Below are 16,586 nucleotides of genomic sequence, written 5' to 3' on the forward strand. Positions count from 1 at the left end.
CAGGCGGCCCTCAGGCTTCGCCCTGCATATAGCTCGGCAGCCATTCCTCGTGTGCGGCCGCCAAATCCGACACCGATATGGCGCCGAGGCCGCCCAGCTTCAACGCGTCGCCGCCAGTCTCGCCGAGGCGCGTCAGGCTCACGCCCTCCCGCGCGCACAGACTCTCCACCTCCGCGCCGTTGCGCGGATCGACGGCCAGAAGATAGCGCGCCTGATCTTCGCCGAACAGAAAGGCGTGCACAGGGACGTCCCCGGCCGCGCTCTCGACCTCGACGACGGCGCCGACCCGGCCGGCCGTCGCCATCTCCGCCAGCGCGACCGCCAGGCCGCCGTCCGACAGATCGTGACAGGCGGCGACCCAGCCCCGCCTGATCATCTGGCGCACGGCCTGACCGTTGACGCGCTCGGCCTCAAGATCGACCGGCGGCGGCGCGCCGTCCTCGACGCCCTCGATCTCGCGACGATAGATCGACTGGCCGAGCCAGCCGCTCGTCTCGCCGATCAGATACAGCGTGAGGCCGGCGCCCGGCAGCGCCAGCCCGACCGCCTTCGAGGCGTCGTCCAACAGTCCGACGCCGCCGATCACGGGGGTCGGCAGGATCGCCTCGCCGTTGGTCTCGTTGTAAAGCGAGACGTTGCCCGAGACGACCGGGAAGTCGAGCGCCGAGGCGGCCGCGCCCATGCCTTTCACGCAGCCGACAAACTGCCCCATGATGCGGGGGCGCTCCGGATTGCCGAAATTCATGTTGTTGGTGAGCGCGAGCGGCGTCGCTCCGGTCGCCGTGAGATTGCGCCAGGCCTCCGCAACCGCCTGACGGCCGCCGGCCTCCGGATCGGCCAGGCAATAGCGCGGCGTGCAGTCCGTCGTCACCGCCAGCGCCTTGACCGGCCCGCGTTTGGCGATCGGCTGATTTTCCGGCGGCAGGCGCACGACGCCGGCGTCCGCGCCGCCAGGCGGCTGCAGCGTCTCGCCGCGGATCAGATGGTCGTACTGCTCCCAGATCCAGCGGCGCGAGGCGAGGTCGGGGCAGCTGACGAGCTGTTTGACGACGGCGGCGTAGTCCGCCGGCGGGTCGACCTCGCGCGGCTCGATCACCGGGCGCGGCGGGGTCGGCTCCCAGGGGCGCTCGTACATCGGGGAGGCGTCGACCAGCGGGGCGACGGGGATTTCGGCCGCCGGCTCGCCGTGCCAGTAGAGCTGCAACGCGCCGCTGTCGGTCACCTGGCCGATGACGGCGAAATCGAGCTCCCACTTCTCGAAGATGGCGCGCGCCTCGTCCTCGCGGCCGGGCTTGAGGACCATGAGCATACGCTCCTGGCTTTCCGAGAGCATCAGCTCGTAGGGCGTCATCGCCTCCTCGCGCATCGGCACGCGCTCAAGGTCGAGGCGGATGCCGACCCCGCCCTTGTCCGCCATCTCCACCGAGGAGGAGGTCAGGCCGGCCGCGCCCATGTCCTGGATCGCGACGATCGCGTCGGTCGCCATCAGCTCGAGGCAGGCCTCCAGCAGCAGCTTCTCGGTGAACGGGTCCCCGACCTGGACGGTGGGGCGCTTCTCCTCGCTGTCTTCGGTGAATTCGGCCGAGGCCATGGTGGCGCCGTGGATGCCGTCGCGGCCCGTCTTGGAGCCGACATAAACCACCGGATTGCCGACGCCGGCTGCGGCCGAATAGAAGATCTTGTCGGCCTTGGCGACGCCGACGGTCATCGCGTTGACCAGGATGTTGCCGTTGTAGGCCTTGTGGAAGTTGACCTCCCCGCCCACGGTCGGCACCCCGATGCAGTTGCCGTAGCCGCCGATTCCCGAGACGACGCCCGAGACCAGATGGCGGGTCTTGGGATGGTCCGGCGCGCCGAAGCGCAGCGCGTTCAGACTGGCGATCGGGCGCGCGCCCATCGTGAAGACGTCGCGCAGGATGCCGCCGACGCCGGTCGCGGCGCCCTGATAGGGCTCGATGAAGCTCGGGTGATTGTGGCTTTCGATCTTGAAGACCGCAGCTTCGCCGTCGCCGATGTCGATCACGCCGGCGTTCTCGCCCGGCCCTTGAATCACTTGCGGTCCGGTCGTGGGCAGGGTCTTCAGCCACACCCGGCTCGATTTGTACGAGCAATGCTCCGACCACATGACCGAGAATATGCCGAGTTCCGTCAGGTTCGGCGCCCGGCCCAGGATGTCGAGCACCGTGCGGTACTCGTCCTCGGTCAGCCCGTGTTCGGCGACCAGCGCGTCGGTGATTTCGACCGGCGGAACGGCGGGCGGCGGGGCGGTCTCGACGACGCGGCTCATGGGCGGGTTATCCATCCTGCAAAGGCGGCGGAAAATCGCGGCTGTCCTACTCCGACTCGACGCTGAGGTCAAAACCTCCCGGCGCGCTGAAAATCCGCTGCGCAGGCGAACGCCTTTCACGGTTTGTTAAAGGCTGCTGATGTACTGGTCTCCCCATGACGCAACAGGCTCGCCCGCATCGCCTTAAGGTTCTGACCGCTCTGATCGGCGTGTCGGTCGTCGCGCTCGTCGCGCCGCCGCTTGCGGCGTCCGCGGGCGTCGGGCCGGAGGATCGCCGCGCGGTTCTGGTCTATTCGCCGTTCGCGCCCGAGGACGCCGGGTGGCGCGCGACGCTGGCGGCGGGCGGGCGGCCGATTGCGGCGCGGTTTGGCGGACGGCTGGTGCTGGCGGCCTACGGGTCGCCGGACGCGCGGTCCCGCTTTCGCGAGAGCGGCGCTCTCCTTCTGTTGGATGCGGCGTTGCTGGAGAGATGCGGGGCCTTCTAGCCGGGGCGCCGATGTGACGATTCTTGGGACGGGCGGACGTCGGACCGGCCAACGAGCCGGTTGCGACAATCAGGAGAGCAAAAGGATGGAGAATATTCGCGCGCTGCAGCGCAAATCCGAGGCGTTTCTGCGCCTCTTCCTGTTGGCGCACGTTCCGGCGACGGCGTTGTTCTGCTGGGCGATGGGCGTCGGCGTCATGACGCCCACGATCAGCGCCGGCGCGGTCGCGCTCGCCGGGGCCGGCGCGAGTTTCGCGCTTAAGGAGACCGCCGCCGGCCGCATCGCGCTGGGCGTCGCGCTGATGGGGTTGATCGCGACCCTGGTCTACGCGCTTTCCGGCCATCCCTGGCAGATCGACCTGCATATGTATTTCTTCGCCGGGCTGGCGATTCTGGCCGCATTGATCGACTGGCGGGTGATCGTGGCCGCGACGGTCGCGGTCGCCGTCCATCATCTGGGGCTGAACTTCATCCTACCGGCCGCGATCTTTCCGGAGGGGGCGGACTTCTTCCGGGTCGTGCTGCATGCGGTGATCGTGGTGTGCGAGGCGGGCGTGCTGATCTGGCTTCTGGCCACTGTCGTCGCGGCGGCTCAGCGGTCCGACGACGCCTCCGCCGAAGCGCAGGCCGCCCAGGCTGCGCGTGAGGCGGAAGAGCGCACACGCATCGCCGCCGAGGCGCAGACGCGCGAAGAGACCGCGCGTCACGCCGAAGCGGCGCGCAAGGCGGCGCTCGCCGACCTCGCGCGGACCTTCGAGGAGAGCGTCGGGCGCGTTGTCGCGGGCGTCGCCGAGTCCGCGGCGGAGCTAGAGAAGACCGCGGCGGTCCTGGCCGAGGCGACGGACAGCGCGACGCGCTCCTCCGTCGACGTCTCGGGCGGGGTCGACGAGGCGGCTCAGTCGATCGCGGCTGTCGCGAGCGCGACCGAAGAGCTCGCGGCCGCGATCGACGAGATCAGCGCGCAGGTCCAGGACAGCAATGCGATGGCCCGCAGCGCCGCCGACGAGAGCGCCGGCGCCGGCAAGACCGTCGAAGGGGTCGCGTCCGCCGCCGCCGAAATCGAAACGGTCCTGAACCTGATCAACGACATCGCAGAGCAGACCAATCTGCTCGCGCTCAATGCGACCATCGAAGCCGCGCGGGCCGGCGAGGCGGGCAAGGGCTTCGCCGTCGTCGCCAACGAAGTGAAAAGCCTGGCCGAACAGACCGGCAAGGCGACCGAGGAGACGTCGGAAAAAATCAAGGCGATGCAGGCCCGCTCGCAGAAGGCGGTCGATGCGATGCGCAACATCGCCGGCACGATCGGCCGGCTGAACGAAATCGCGGGCAGCATCTCAGCCGCGGTGGAGCAGCAGTCGGCGGCGACGCGCGAGATCTCCTCCAACGTCTCGCGTACGGAGCGGAGCACGACGGCCGCGGCCGGCTCGATGCAGGCCGTCCGTTCCGGCGCGGAAGAGGCGGGCCGGGTCTCGGATACGGTGCGCGCCGCCGCCGACTCGCTGTCTCAGCGCACGAAGAGCCTGACCGACGAGGTCGCCCGCTTCGTCGCCAGCGTCCGCGCGGACGGCTGAGGGGCGTCGCTTGGCCTAGAGCCTCCGCGCCCTTAGAACAGGCGACGTGATCCCGGGCGGCCGCTAAGTCGACCCGGGATCGCGCGCGCCGCCGTTTGGGAAAATCCGCCTTCTTCGCTGGTTCGGGCTCGACCCGGGCCAACCGGTGTTTAGCGACGCTCTGGCTTCGGTTGTCCCGGCTCTTGCGGTCGGGACGACGGGATCCGCGGGTCGATAAGGCATAGCCTCGCATTCGATGACAGGCGGGAGGCCATGCCTGAGACCCGCGCGCGTCCTCACACCAGCCGCAATGACTGCGCCAGCAGGATCACCCCGCCTAGCGCGACCACGCCCCAGGCGGTTCCCATGCCGACGGCCCGCATCGCCGACGGCCCGGTGGTGCGCGAGAGCGCCTGCGCGTGGGCGATGCGCCCGATGATGAGCGGCGCGCCTAAGAGGTGCGTCCACATGCCGAGGCCGTTCGCCTCCGCAAGCGCCATGATCACAAGCGCGAGGGGCACATTTTCGCAGAAATTCCCGTGGACGCGCACGGCCGCCGCCAGCTTGGGGTCGCCGCCGTCGCCGATGCCCGCCTTGGCCTTATAGCGCAATGGCGGAATGCGCACCGCTAGGATCACGAACAGCAGGGCCGACAGGCCGGCGTAGAGCGCGGTGACGGGGAAGGGCAGGGCGTCCATCGGTTGAAATCCTCCTCTCGCAGCGGGGCGCGTGCGTGTCAGTCTAGCGGAGTCGCGAGGCGACGGAAGGCCCCGCAACGGGGACGCCAAACGTGATACACTTTCGTTGCATATCATCGAAAAATATGTATCATGAATGCGCAGGTCAGATGATGGAGGACCGTGACCATGGCGGATTTGACGGTGCATGCGGCGCAGGACGCCGGGCGCGAGGAGGCGTTCCAGGCCCGCGTTGATCGCGAGGAGCGGGTGGAGCCGAAGGATTGGATGCCTGACGGCTACCGCAAGACGCTGGTCCGTCAGATCTCCCAGCATGCGCACTCCGAGGTCGTCGGCATGCTGCCGGAGGGCAATTGGGTCACCCGCGCCCCCAGCCTGCGCCGCAAGGCCGTGCTGCTGGCCAAAATCCAGGACGAAGCGGGCCACGCCCTGTACCTCTACAGCGCGGCCGAGACGCTGGGCGCCAGCCGCGACGAGATGGTCGAGGCGCTGCATGACGGGCGCGCCAAATATTCCTCGATTTTCAATTATCCGACGCTGACCTGGGCGGATATCGGCGCGATCGGCTGGCTGGTCGACGGGGCTGCGATCGTCAATCAGGTCTCGCTCTGCCGCTGCTCCTACGGACCCTACGCCCGCGCGATGGAGCGCATCTGCAAGGAGGAGAGCTTCCACCAGCGCCAGGGTTACGAGATCATGACCGTGCTGGCGCAAGGAACGGCCGAGCAGAAGAAGATGGCGCAAGAGGCGTTGAATCGCTGGTGGCAGCCGGCGTTGATGATGTTCGGCCCGCACGATTCCGACTCCGTCCACGGCAGCCGCAACATGGCCTGGAAGATCAAGCGCAAGAGCAACGATCATCTGCGCCAGCAGTTCATCGACATGACCGTGCCCCAGGCGGAGTATCTGGGCCTCGCCATTCCCGATCCCGACCTGAAATGGAATGAGGAGCGCGGCTCTTATGATTTCGGCCCGATCGACTGGGGCGAGTTTGAGCGCGTGTTGAAAGGCGGCGGCCCGGTGGGGCGCGAGCGCATCCGCGCCCGCCGCAAGGCCTGGGACGACGGCGCCTGGGTTCGCGAGGCCGCCATGGCCCACGCCGAGAAGCGCCGCGCGCGTAAGATGCAGGCGGCCGCCGAATAACGCTCCGCATCGCCTTCCAAGATCGAGGAGACGCCCGAGATGTCTGACAGAAAGGCCGAATGGCCGCTTTGGGAAGTGTTCGTGCGCAGCCGCCAGGGCTTGGCGCACAAGCATGTCGGCTCGCTGCACGCGCCGGACGCCGAGATGGCGATCCAGAACGCGCGCGACGTCTACACCCGCCGGCAGGAGGGGCAGAGCCTGTGGGTCGTGCGCTCGACCGACATCGTCGCCTCCTCGCCCGACGATAAGGGCGAGCTGTTCGATCCGGCGAACGACAAGGTCTATCGCCACCCGACCTTCTACGACGTCCCCGACGCCGTCGAGAACATGTGAGGCGCGGCGCGATGGCGGAGACCCTGACCATGACAGGCGAGGAGACCGCCCCGGCGGCGGCGGGCTTGAGCGCGGCGGATCGGACGGCCTATGTCGACTATCTGCTGCATCTGGGCGACGCGGGTCTGATCCTCGGCCACCGGTTGAGCGAATGGTGCGGCCACGGGCCGATCCTGGAGGAGGACATCGCGCTCACCAACATCGCCCTCGACCTGATCGGCCAGGCGCGGATGCTGCTGACCTACGCCGGGCGGGTCGAAGGCGCGGGGCGGGACGAAGATGCGCTCGCCTACCGGCGCGACGTGACCGACTTCCGCAATCCGCTGATCTGCGAGCAGCCGAACGGCGATTTCGCCATGACCGTGGCGCGCCAGTTTTTGGTCAGCGCCTGGGCGTATGAGCTCTTCTCCGCGCTTGAGCGCTCGGCCGACCCCGACCTCGCCGGGATCGCCGCCAAGTCGCTGAAAGAGGTCTCCTATCATCGCCGCCACGCCGGCGAATGGCTGATCCGGCTGGGCGACGGGACCGACGAGAGCAAGCGCCGCGCGCAGGACGCGCTCGACGATCTGTGGATCTTCACCGACGAGCTGTTCGAGCCCGAGGACGCCGATCGCCCGCTGATCGACGCGGGCCTCGTCGTCGATCCCGCGACGCTGCGCGCGCCCTGGGAGGCGATGGTCGATCGCGTGCTCGGCGAAGCGACCCTGGACAAGCCGGAGGCCGAATATCCCCGCAGGGGCGGCCGGCGCGGCGCCCATTCGGAATATCTCGGCTACATCCTGGCGGACCTGCAATTCCTGCAGCGCGCCTATCCGGACGCCCGATGGTGAGCGCGACCCAAGCGAGCCCGCCGCAGGACCGGGAAGCCGTCCTGACCCTGCTGGAGGAGGTGACGGACCCGGAAATCCCGGTGCTGACGCTGGGCGATCTGGGGGTCATCCGCGACGCGGCCGTCGACCCCGAGGGCGCGGTGACGGTCACCATCACGCCGACCTATTCCGGCTGCCCGGCGATGACGACGATGGAGATCGACATCCGAGACCGGCTGATGCGCGCCGGCGCGCGCGCGGTCACGGTCAAGACCGTGCTGTCGCCCGCTTGGACCACCGATTGGATGACGCCGTCCGGGCGCGAGAAGTTGGAGGCGTACGGGATCGCCCCGCCTGTCGGCAAGGCGGGCGGCCGCGCCAGCCTGTTCGGCGAGGACCCGACGGTTCGCTGCCCGCAATGCAAGTCGGAGGAGACCCAGAAGGTCTCCGAGTTCGGCTCCACCGCCTGCAAGGCGCACTATCGCTGCAAGAGCTGCGGCGAGCCCTTCGATTACTTCAAGTGCATCTGACGGCCTGCTCGAGGACCCGCCCATGTCCCAGACCTTCCACCCGCTGAAAGTCGCCGAGGTGCGGCGCGAGACGGACGAGGCCGTCTCGATCCGCTTTGAGCCGCCGGCGGACCTGCGCGAGGCCTTCGCCTATCAGCCCGGCCAGTATCTGACGCTCAAGACCAAGATCGGCGGCGAGGAGATCCGGCGCAATTACTCGATCTGCTCCGGCCTGGACGAAGGCGAGTTGCGCGTCGCAGTCAAGAAGGTGCCGGACGGCCTGTTCTCGGGCTACGCCAATGAGACGCTGGCCGCCGGCGACGTGATTGAGGTCATGGCGCCGGAGGGGCGCTTCACCAGCCCGCTTAAGGCCGATCAAAAGAAGCGCTATCTCCTAATCGCCGCGGGCAGCGGGATCACGCCGATCCTGTCCATCGCGCGCTCGGTGCTGGCGACGGAGCCGGAAAGCGAGGTCGCGCTGATCTACGGCAACCGCACCGTCAGTTCGATCCTTTTCAAGGAGCCGCTGGACGCGCTGAAGGACCGCTATCCCAGCCGCTTCAGCCTGTTCCACGTGCTCTCGCGCCAGCCGCAGGACGTGCCGCTGTTCAACGGGCGCATCGACCGGGAGAAGGTCGAGCAGTTTTTCGAACGCCTGATCGACCCGACCGCCCAGGACGAGATCTTCATCTGCGGGCCCTACCGCATGACCGAGACGGTGCAGGAGGTGCTGGCTGAAAAGGGCGTGCCCGCGGCCCGCGTTCATGTCGAGCTGTTCCTGACCGACAACGCGGCCGAGATCGAGGAGGCGCGCGCCAAGCGCGCCGAGGAGCTGGGCGCCGCGGCGGGCGAGGCCAAGCACGTCACGGTCATATTCGACGGCGTCGACACGCAGCTTGAGATCGCCCCGGACGGGTCGTCCATCCTGGATGCGGCGTTGGAGAAGCGCGGCGACATGCCGTTCAGCTGCAAGGGCGGCATGTGCTGCACTTGCCGCGCCAAGGTGGTCGAGGGCGAGGTCGCGATGGACGTCAACTACGCGCTGACGGAGGAGGAGGTCGAGTCCGGCTTCGTCCTGACCTGCCAGTCGCATCCGCTCTCGGAGCGCGTGGTGATCGATTACGATCAGCGGTGAGGGGCTGCGGTTCGACGCCGCAGCGCTGAGACGGCCGCCTCAGGCCCGGCCATGACGGGGCTTCTTTCGAACGGGTGAAAAAGGTCGTCGCCCCCGGGCGCGACCCGGGGAGTTCATGCGGCCCCGAGCCTCACCCCTTCGTCAGGCTCTCCACCACATTCTCGATGATCCGCATGCCGGCGGCCTTGCCCAGCGACATGATGCTTTCCGGGTGGAACTGCACGGCCGCGATCGGAAGCGACCCATGCTCGATCGCCATGACGACGCCCTCCTCGGTGACGGCGGTCACCTGATAGTCGCCAGGCAGCGTCTCCGGCTTGACGTGAAGCGAGTGATAGCGCCCGACGGTGAGTTCGTTGGCGAGCGTCGCGAAGCAACGCCCCGTCTTTTTAACCTGGATCCGCGAGGGCTTGCCGTGCATCGGGACCGCCAGCCGGTCGAGCCGAGCGCCCGCCTGCTCCGCCAACGCCTGCAGGCCGAGGCAGACGCCGAACATCGGCAGCTTGCGCGCCATCGCGCCCTCGATCGTGGCCGCGCACTGGAAGTCGCTCGGCGAGCCCGGGCCGGGGGACAGCACCACCAGATCCGGCCGCACGCGGTCGTAGACGCCCTCGTCGACCGGCGTGCGGACGGTCACGACCTCCGCGCCGGTCTGGCGGAAATAGTTGGCCAGCGTGTGGACGAAGCTGTCCTCGTGATCGACCAGCAGGATGCGCTTGCCGGCGCCGACCTTGCGCACCTCGGCGGACAGATCCGCCCCGTCGGAATTCCCGGGGGGCTTGAGCGCCGCGCGCAGCGCGGAGGCCTTGAGTTCGGTCTCCTTCTCTTCCTCGTCGGGGATCGAATCGTAGAGCAACGTCGCGCCGGCGCGCACCCGGGCGTAGCCGTCCTTGATGTGGATCGTGCGCAGCGTCAGGCCGGTGTTCATGTCGCCGTTGAAATGGGCCATGCCGACGGCGCCGCCGTACCAGGCGCGCGGGCTCTTCTCATGCGCCTCGATAAAGCGCATGGCCCACAGCTTCGGCGCGCCGGTGACCGTCACCGCCCAGGCGTGCGACAGGAAGGCGTCGAAGCCGTCCATCCCTTCGCGCAGCCGGCCCTCGATATGGTCGACCGTGTGGATCAGGCGCGAATACATCTCGATCTGACGCCGGCCGATCAGGCGGACCGAGCCCGGCTCGCACACCCGGCTCTTGTCGTTGCGGTCGACGTCGGAGCACATGGTGAGCTCCGCCTCGTCCTTCTTGGAATTCAGGAGTTTGAGGATCTGCTCCGAATCCTCGATCGCGTCCTCGCCGCGGCGGATGGTGCCGCTGATCGGGCAGGTCTCGACCCGCCGGCCGGTGACGCGCACGAACATCTCCGGGCTCGCCCCCACCAGGTACTCGCCGCGGCCCAGATTCATGAAGAATCCGTAGGGCGAGGGGTTGATCGCGCGCAGCCGGCGGAAGGTCGCGGCCGGGGGCTGCAGGCATTTTTCGTAGAACACCTGACCCGGCACGACTTCGAACAGATCCCCGGCGCGGAAGCTCTCCTTCGCGACGTCGACCAGGGCCGCGTACTCGCCGGGGGCGTGATCGCCCGCGCCGGGCGTCTCGTCGGCGGCCTGGAAGGGCGTCTCGGCGACGTCGCCGTCCAGATCGCCGGTGCGCGCGCCATCGCGCTCGAAGCTGTAGTGATAGCGCTGCGCGCTGACCGTGTAATGGTCGACCACGACCAGCTGGTCGGGCAGGAACAGCGCCATGTCGCGCTGGTCGTCGGCGCGCGGCAGCGTCAGGTCGATGGGGTCGAACTGGAAGCACAGATCGTAACCGAAGGCGCCGTAGAGGCCGAGGGCGGGGTCCGCGTCCGTGCGGAAAAGATCGACGATGGCCCGCAGGACGGAGAAGACCGTCGGCGCCTTCGAGCGCTCCTCCTCCGTATAGATCCGCGTCGGCTCGGCGACCGTCAGGTCGACTGTTCCGTCGGCCGCCCGCGACAGGGCGGCGATGTGGGCGTGACCCTCCAGCGCGTCCGCGATCCAGCCGGCCAGCAACCGGCCGCGGTCGTTCAACGGCTCAAGGCGCATCGCCCGCCCGCGGGACGAGATCATCAGCGGCGGATCGACGACGGCCGCGTCCCAGCGCGTGTAGCGTCCGGGATATTCGTAGTTCGAGGAAAACAGCGCCCCCGGGCGGCCGTCGAACCGCTCAATCACCCCGTCGATCGCGGTTTCGTAGGAGGCGGGCTCCGCCGTGCGCCGGATCGTGATCCCGCCCGCCGTCTCAACCGTGAAATCGCTCATCGCGGCCCTGCCTCATGCGCTTTAACCCCCGAGGGTCAGTACGCATTCGATGCGCGCGTTGCAAGGGATATGCGCCGCGGAAAAGACGCCTCGGGGGCCTCGTCCTTTCCGTCGCACTCCGCTAGCATGCGCCGTCGCCATCTGGATCGAAGGGAGTGACGTTGCATGACCGCCCGCAAGGAGTTCGCCACCGTCGCGCTGTGGGCGACCAATATGGCGCAGCCGCTGAACGGCATCGGCGCCTGGCTCGCCAAGGTGGAGGAGAAGTTGGCCGAGGCGAGGGCCGGCGGCGCCGATGTGCTGGTGCTGCCCGAATACGCGTCGGAACAATGGCTGAGCTATGCGCCCGCCGGGCTGAAGCCCACCGAAGAGGTCGCCTGGATGGCGGAGGAGGGCCGAAAAGCCCTGGAGGCGCTGCCGGCGCTGGTCGAGCGGTCGGGCGTCGCGTTGCTGGCCGGCAGCTTTCCGGTAGAAGCGCCCGGCCGCGATCCGGACGGCCCGCCGCACGTCAATCGCGCGCACCTGATCCTCCCCGACGGGCGCACCATCGCGCAGGACAAGCTGTGCCTTACCCCTGGCGAGAAGAGCGCGGACGCCTGGAACCTCAACACCGGCTCCAAGGTCGAGCTTGTGGAGTGGAACGGGCTGCGGATCGCCTCGCTGATCTGCCTTGACGTGGAACTGCCGGCGCTCGCCGCGAAGATCGCGCGCTCGGAGCCGGATCTCGACCTCTTGCTAGTGCCCTCGATGACGGAGAAGCAGTCCGGCTATTCGCGCGTCTTCGACTGCGCCAAGGCCCGGGCGGTCGAGTTGCAGACGGCCGTCTGCGCGGTCGGATGCATCGGATCAGTCGCGCCGGACGGCTCGCGGCCCAACTACTCGGGGGCCGCCGTCTTCACCCCGTGCGAGGCGGAGTTGGGCTTCGACGGCCGCTTCGCCGCCGTTCCCGGCGCCGCCGAGACGCAGGGAGACGGCCCGATGCTGATCGCCCGGGACGTGCCGGTCGGTATGATCCGCCAGATCCGCGAGGGCGGGCGCGCGGAGGTCTGGCCGGGGTCGTGGGACGCCGACGGCGTCGCGGTCGGCGGCTGACCCGGTCTGCGGCGCGGACGATGGCCAAACGTGCGCCCGGCGACAGGCTGACGCCGCTGGAGGCGCGGCGCGTCGCGCTCAGCCATATGGGCCTGCATAAGCGCCGGTCCGACGGGCCCGTCAGCCGCGCGCAGGTGCGCAAAGAGGCCCGATCGCTGGGCGTGCTGCAGATCGACAGCGTCAATGTGCTGCAGCGCGCGCATTTCCTGCCGCTCTTCTCGCGGCTCGGCGCCTACGACTTGCGTCATCTGGAGCGCGAGGCCTATGGCGGTCGGCGGCGCAGCCTGTTCGAATATTGGGGGCATGAGGCGGCGCTGCTGCCCGTCGAGCTGCAGCCCTGTTTCCGCTGGCGCATGGAAGACGCGGCCCGCGGCGAGGGAATCTACAACGGTCTCGCCCGCTTCGGCCGGGAGCGGAAGGCGGCGCTGGCCCGCGTGCTGGACGAAATTCGCGCCCGCGGGCCGCTCGCCGCCTCGGAATTGAACGCGGTCGACACTAAGGCCGCCGGCGCCTGGTGGGGGTGGAGCGAGGCGAAGAAGGCGACCGAATATCTCTTCTGGACCGGGGAGCTCACCACCGCCGACAGGCGCGCCGCCGGCTTCACGCGCGTCTACGACCTGCCCGAGCGCGTGCTGCCGGCGGCCGTCCTCGATGCGCCGACGCCCTCCCGCGAGGAGGCGCAGCGCACGCTGCTCGCCCGCGCGATCAAACTGCTGGGCGTCGCGACGGAGCCGGATCTGCGCGACGTCTACCGCCTGCCCGCGGCCGAGAGCAAGGCGCGGGTCGCGGAGATGGCGGAGGAGGGGACGCTGATCCCCGTCACGGTGAAGGGCTGGAAGGACCAGGCCTATATCGCGCCCGACGCCACGCGCCGGAAGCTGGAGGGCTGTACGCTCCTCGCCCCCTTCGATCCGGTCTGCTGGCTCCGGCCGCGGGCGGAGCGTCTGTTCGGCTTCCATTATCGGCTGGAGATCTACACGCCCGCCCATCAGCGTCGTTTCGGCTATTACGTGCTGCCCATCGCGCTGGACGACCGGTTGGTCGGTCGGCTCGACCTGAAGGCCGACCGGTCGGGCGGGCGCCTGCAGGTCCTCGGCGCCTTCGCGGAGGCCGGGGAGCCGCACGGTCCCCTGTGCGAGCGTCTGGCGCCCGTGCTGCGGGAGATGGCTTACTGGCTGGGGCTTGAGGACGTGCGTGCGGCCCGAAACGGGGATCTGGCGCGGGGGTTGGGCGCGGCGGTCTAGGGGCGGCGATTTTTGCGACCAATATTGTTGCAAGCGCGCATTTGGTACTCGGCAATAGCGTTCTAAAGGGCGCAGCCAGTTCAGAAACTCCTCAGCTGGGCCACGAACGCTTTTAGCAATGCACTTTTTGTGTGGTGTATTTCACTTAGGCGCGCTTAGATTGCGCTTCTTGTAGGCAAAAAACAGTAAGGCCGCATATGAAGTTCAAGAGTATCCCGCTAGCCGCATTATCGGTAAACTCAGCAAACGACCGGCATGGAGAAGTTGCCAGCGAAGACGCGGCAATTGAGTGGTTGCTCACGCGCAGGGCCAATCACATGCGCAACCTCGCCCGAGATATTGTCTCGGAAGGCGGTATATATGAACCACCTTTGGTACACGATGACGACGGTAAGTATGTAGTCTACGACGGCAATCGTCGTGTAACTTGCCTTAAACTTCTTGCATCTCCTCACAAAGCCCCTTCCCAGGATTGGGCAGACTTCTTCTCAGCACAACGTGCGGCATGGATTGGGAAGTTTCCTGAAAAGATCCAATGCCAGATCGAGCCCGATCGAGAGAAACTAGACGAAATTCTTTATCGTCGGCACACTGGCGGTCAAAGTGGAGTTGGTCAAAGTCAATGGGATCCTGAGGCAAAGGCCAATTTTGTAAAGCGTACTGGAAAGAGAAATAGAATTAATGTCGCGGAAGAGATTGAGAGGAAGCTCCGCGAGGGAGGGTGCTTGGCACCGACCGCTCGGCTTCCTCGATCTAACTTAAATAGACTGCTCTCTGCTGAGAACTTCCGAAATCGCGTGGGGGTTTCAGTTGTTAAGAATCACCTTCAGTATACGCACGATGAAAATATTGTTCTAAAGGGGCTTGCTCGAATCGCGAATGACTTGATTACTAAAAAAATTGTTCTTGATGACATATGGAGCAACACGGATAAGCGAAGTTATCTGGATGCACTTGAAAAGGAAGGACTTCTTCCGTCAGCAACCGACGCCCTCCCCAAAGCCAAGGATTTTAAGGGGGCTAAGCCGCAACCCAAGCCGTCAACCGAGAAGGGGCCGCAAACTACGCCGACCAAGCCAGAAGCGCGCCGCACCCTTATTCGGAACATAGACTATGGTTTGGTTCCGCAGCCTCACATTCAGCGTGCATTCGATATCTGGAACGAACTCCAGCACAGATTGAAGTTCGGAGAACATGATAATGGCATCGCTGTGCTTTTCCGTGTGATTTTGGAATTTGCTATTGAGAATTATATCGACCGGAAGAATCTCTCAAACGTGCATGCGAATGATAAGTTAAGCCTGAAGTTTAGGAAAGTATTAAATGACTTAGAAATAAACAAAACACTAGATAAAAAATATGTTCAACAGTTAAAAAAATTTGAGAAACAAGAGGCTTTGTTTTCTGCAAATACATTGCACGGCTACGTTCACCATAAGAATTTTTTTCCGTCAGATCATCACCTGAAGTCGATGTGGGATATGTTGGCCGATTTTGTCGTTGTGTGCTTAAAAGCCTGATGCTAATTTCTTCATGGTAAAGTTTTTTAAATTTTCAATATTAGCGCATAGTTATAAGCGCCGTCATGGAGCTGCCGAGTCTAGTGGCAAAGATATTGGTTTTTGGGCGATGCCTATGAGGCCTCTTCCGTCTTGAGGGAAGCCCCGTCTTTCCACCCCCGCCCCCCGCGCCGTAGCATGACGATGCGGAGATCAAGAAAACGGGGGAGACGACCATGAGCGAAACACCGGACGTGCTTATCCTGGGCGGCGGTATCGCGGGCGCGTCGCTGGGGGCGGAACTGGCGGCCGACGGCGCGGCCGTGACCGTCCTGGAGGCGGAGGATCAGCCGGGCTACCACGCCACCGGCCGCTCGGCCGCGCATTTCATCGAATGCTACGGCCCGCCGGCCGTGCGCGCCTTCAACCGGGCCACGCGGCCGTTCCTGGAGAGTCCGCCGGCCGACTTCGCCGCGCACGGGTTCCTGAAAGGACGCCCGCTGGTCTGGTTCGCCTATGAGACCGGGCGCGCCGCGCTCGAGGCGCTCACGGCGGCGGAGAGCTGCCTCTCCCCGCTGCCGGTCGAGGAGGCGGTGCGCCGCTGTCCGATCCTGAAGCCGGACGGGATCGTCGCTTGCTCGGTCGAGGAGACGGCGGCGGACATCGACGTGGCCGGGTTGCATCAGTCGTATCTGGCGAAGCTGAAGCGTCTCGGCGGGCGGGTCGTCGTGAAGGCCCGCGCGCAGGCCGTGCGGCGCGAGGGCGGCTGCTGGCGGGTGGAGACGCCGGCCGGCGCGTACGCGGCGCCGATCCTGGTCAACGCCGCCGGCGCCTGGGCGGGGGAGGTCGGGCGGATGGCCGGTCTGCCGCCGATCGCGCTCAACCCGCTGCGCCGCTCGGCCGCTCTGCTGCCGGCGCCGGCTTATGAGGGGTTCGAGGCTTGGCCGCTGATGGGCGACATCGGCGAGCGCTTTTATTTTAAGCCGGAGGCGGGGAAGCTCCTCGTCTCTCCCGCGGACGAGGTTCCGGTGGCGCCGCACGACGCCTATGTGGACGACATGGCGTTGGCCGAAGGTCTGCACCGCTTCGAAGAGGGCACGACCGTGACGGTCGAGCGGGTGGAGAGCAGCTGGGCGGGCCTGCGCACCTTCGCGAACGACCGCCAGCCGCTGGTGGGCTTCGATGAGGCCGAGGGCGGCGAGGGCTTCTTCTGGTACGCCGGCCAGGGCGGCTACGGCATTCAGACCTCCGTCGGGATGGCGTGGAACGCGGCCGCCCAACTGCAGGGAAGGCCGGTTCCGGAGCCGCTGGCGGGCCTCGGCCTCGACCGCGCGGCGCTGGATCCGCGGCGGCCCATGCCGACGGCGTTGGGGCATTAGGCGGCGCGGCGCGGTCCTTCACACCTCTGCCTCGGGAGAGGTCGGCCGCGCAAGCGCCCGGATGAGGGGGCTCGGGCTCATGCGTCGCGCATGCGCCCGGCGCGGCCCCTCACCCCAACCCCTCTCCCCGCGGGAGAGGG

Annotated in this window: 14 protein-coding genes; 11 read left to right on the forward strand and 3 right to left on the reverse strand. The window is 67.0% G+C overall.

What is annotated here, in order from left to right:
• Positions 1–10 precede the first annotated feature (10 nt).
• Positions 11–2,287, reverse strand: a complete 2,277-nt coding sequence (purL, locus tag RIB45_RS01720) for a phosphoribosylformylglycinamidine synthase subunit PurL (RefSeq protein WP_350048119.1) — start codon at positions 2,285–2,287, stop codon at positions 11–13.
• Between the two features lie 155 nt (positions 2,288–2,442).
• On the opposite strand from purL, the gene RIB45_RS01725 reads away from it, so the two are divergent.
• Together RIB45_RS01725 and RIB45_RS01730 are read left to right on the forward strand one after the other, a co-directional pair.
• Positions 2,443–2,772, forward strand: a complete 330-nt coding sequence (locus RIB45_RS01725) for a hypothetical protein (protein ID WP_350048121.1) — start codon at positions 2,443–2,445, stop codon at positions 2,770–2,772.
• Positions 2,773–2,857: 85 nt separating this feature from the next.
• Positions 2,858–4,342 (forward strand): methyl-accepting chemotaxis protein, encoded by a 1,485-nt coding sequence (locus RIB45_RS01730; RefSeq protein ID WP_350048123.1) that lies wholly within the window; start codon positions 2,858–2,860, stop codon positions 4,340–4,342.
• Positions 4,343–4,617: 275 nt separating this feature from the next.
• Here the strand turns inward: RIB45_RS01730 and RIB45_RS01735 are convergent, their stop codons facing one another.
• Entirely contained in the window at positions 4,618–5,019 is a 402-nt protein-coding gene (locus RIB45_RS01735) for an MAPEG family protein (protein ID WP_350048125.1), read from the reverse strand.
• A 168-nt stretch (positions 5,020–5,187) separates the two neighbouring features.
• Between RIB45_RS01735 and paaA the strand changes: the two genes are divergently transcribed.
• From paaA to paaE, 5 genes are read left to right on the forward strand one after another with little or no spacing between them, the layout of a single operon-like run.
• Positions 5,188–6,162: a 1,2-phenylacetyl-CoA epoxidase subunit PaaA gene (gene paaA, locus RIB45_RS01740; protein ID WP_350048127.1), complete on the forward strand. Its 975-nt coding sequence runs from the start codon at positions 5,188–5,190 to the stop codon at positions 6,160–6,162.
• 39 nt (positions 6,163–6,201) lie between these two features.
• Positions 6,202–6,495: a 1,2-phenylacetyl-CoA epoxidase subunit PaaB gene (gene paaB, locus RIB45_RS01745; RefSeq protein ID WP_350048129.1), complete on the forward strand. Its 294-nt coding sequence runs from the start codon at positions 6,202–6,204 to the stop codon at positions 6,493–6,495.
• Positions 6,496–6,506: 11 nt separating this feature from the next.
• Complete coding sequence (gene paaC, locus RIB45_RS01750; protein WP_350048131.1) at positions 6,507–7,325, forward strand: 1,2-phenylacetyl-CoA epoxidase subunit PaaC; 819 nt, start codon at positions 6,507–6,509, stop codon at positions 7,323–7,325.
• Positions 7,319–7,834 carry a 1,2-phenylacetyl-CoA epoxidase subunit PaaD gene (gene paaD / locus RIB45_RS01755; protein WP_350048133.1) on the forward strand — a complete coding sequence of 172 codons (516 nt, stop codon included), beginning with the start codon at positions 7,319–7,321 and terminating at the stop codon, positions 7,832–7,834. Before paaC ends, paaD begins: the two co-directional genes overlap by 7 nt.
• A gap of 22 nt (positions 7,835–7,856) precedes the next feature.
• Entirely contained in the window at positions 7,857–8,948 is a 1,092-nt protein-coding gene (paaE, locus tag RIB45_RS01760; RefSeq protein WP_350048135.1) for a 1,2-phenylacetyl-CoA epoxidase subunit PaaE, read from the forward strand.
• A 130-nt stretch (positions 8,949–9,078) separates the two neighbouring features.
• Here the strand turns inward: paaE and RIB45_RS01765 are convergent, their stop codons facing one another.
• On the reverse strand, positions 9,079–11,232 hold the full coding sequence (locus RIB45_RS01765) for an anthranilate synthase (protein WP_350048137.1): 2,154 nt from the start codon (positions 11,230–11,232) through the stop codon (positions 9,079–9,081).
• A 165-nt stretch (positions 11,233–11,397) separates the two neighbouring features.
• On the opposite strand from RIB45_RS01765, the gene RIB45_RS01770 reads away from it, so the two are divergent.
• The 4 genes from RIB45_RS01770 to RIB45_RS01785 all read left to right on the forward strand — a co-directional run bounded on the left by RIB45_RS01770 (position 11,398) and on the right by RIB45_RS01785 (position 16,446).
• A complete protein-coding gene (locus RIB45_RS01770) occupies positions 11,398–12,324 on the forward strand; it encodes a nitrilase-related carbon-nitrogen hydrolase (RefSeq protein WP_350048139.1) in 927 nt (308 codons plus the stop codon).
• A gap of 20 nt (positions 12,325–12,344) precedes the next feature.
• Positions 12,345–13,568, forward strand: a complete 1,224-nt coding sequence (locus RIB45_RS01775) for a winged helix-turn-helix domain-containing protein (protein ID WP_350048141.1) — start codon at positions 12,345–12,347, stop codon at positions 13,566–13,568.
• Positions 13,569–13,765: 197 nt separating this feature from the next.
• Positions 13,766–15,088 carry a ParB/RepB/Spo0J family partition protein gene (locus tag RIB45_RS01780; RefSeq protein ID WP_350048143.1) on the forward strand — a complete coding sequence of 441 codons (1,323 nt, stop codon included), beginning with the start codon at positions 13,766–13,768 and terminating at the stop codon, positions 15,086–15,088.
• Between the two features lie 215 nt (positions 15,089–15,303).
• The gene (locus RIB45_RS01785) at positions 15,304–16,446 is read left to right on the forward strand and encodes an NAD(P)/FAD-dependent oxidoreductase (protein ID WP_350048145.1); all 1,143 of its coding nucleotides are present in this window, start codon (positions 15,304–15,306) and stop codon (positions 16,444–16,446) included.
• The last annotated feature ends 140 nt before the right edge of the window (positions 16,447–16,586 follow it).

Origin of the sequence: Marivibrio sp., from assembly GCF_040218065.1 — a bacterium.
GTDB lineage: Bacteria > Pseudomonadota > Alphaproteobacteria > UBA8366 > Aestuariispiraceae > Marivibrio.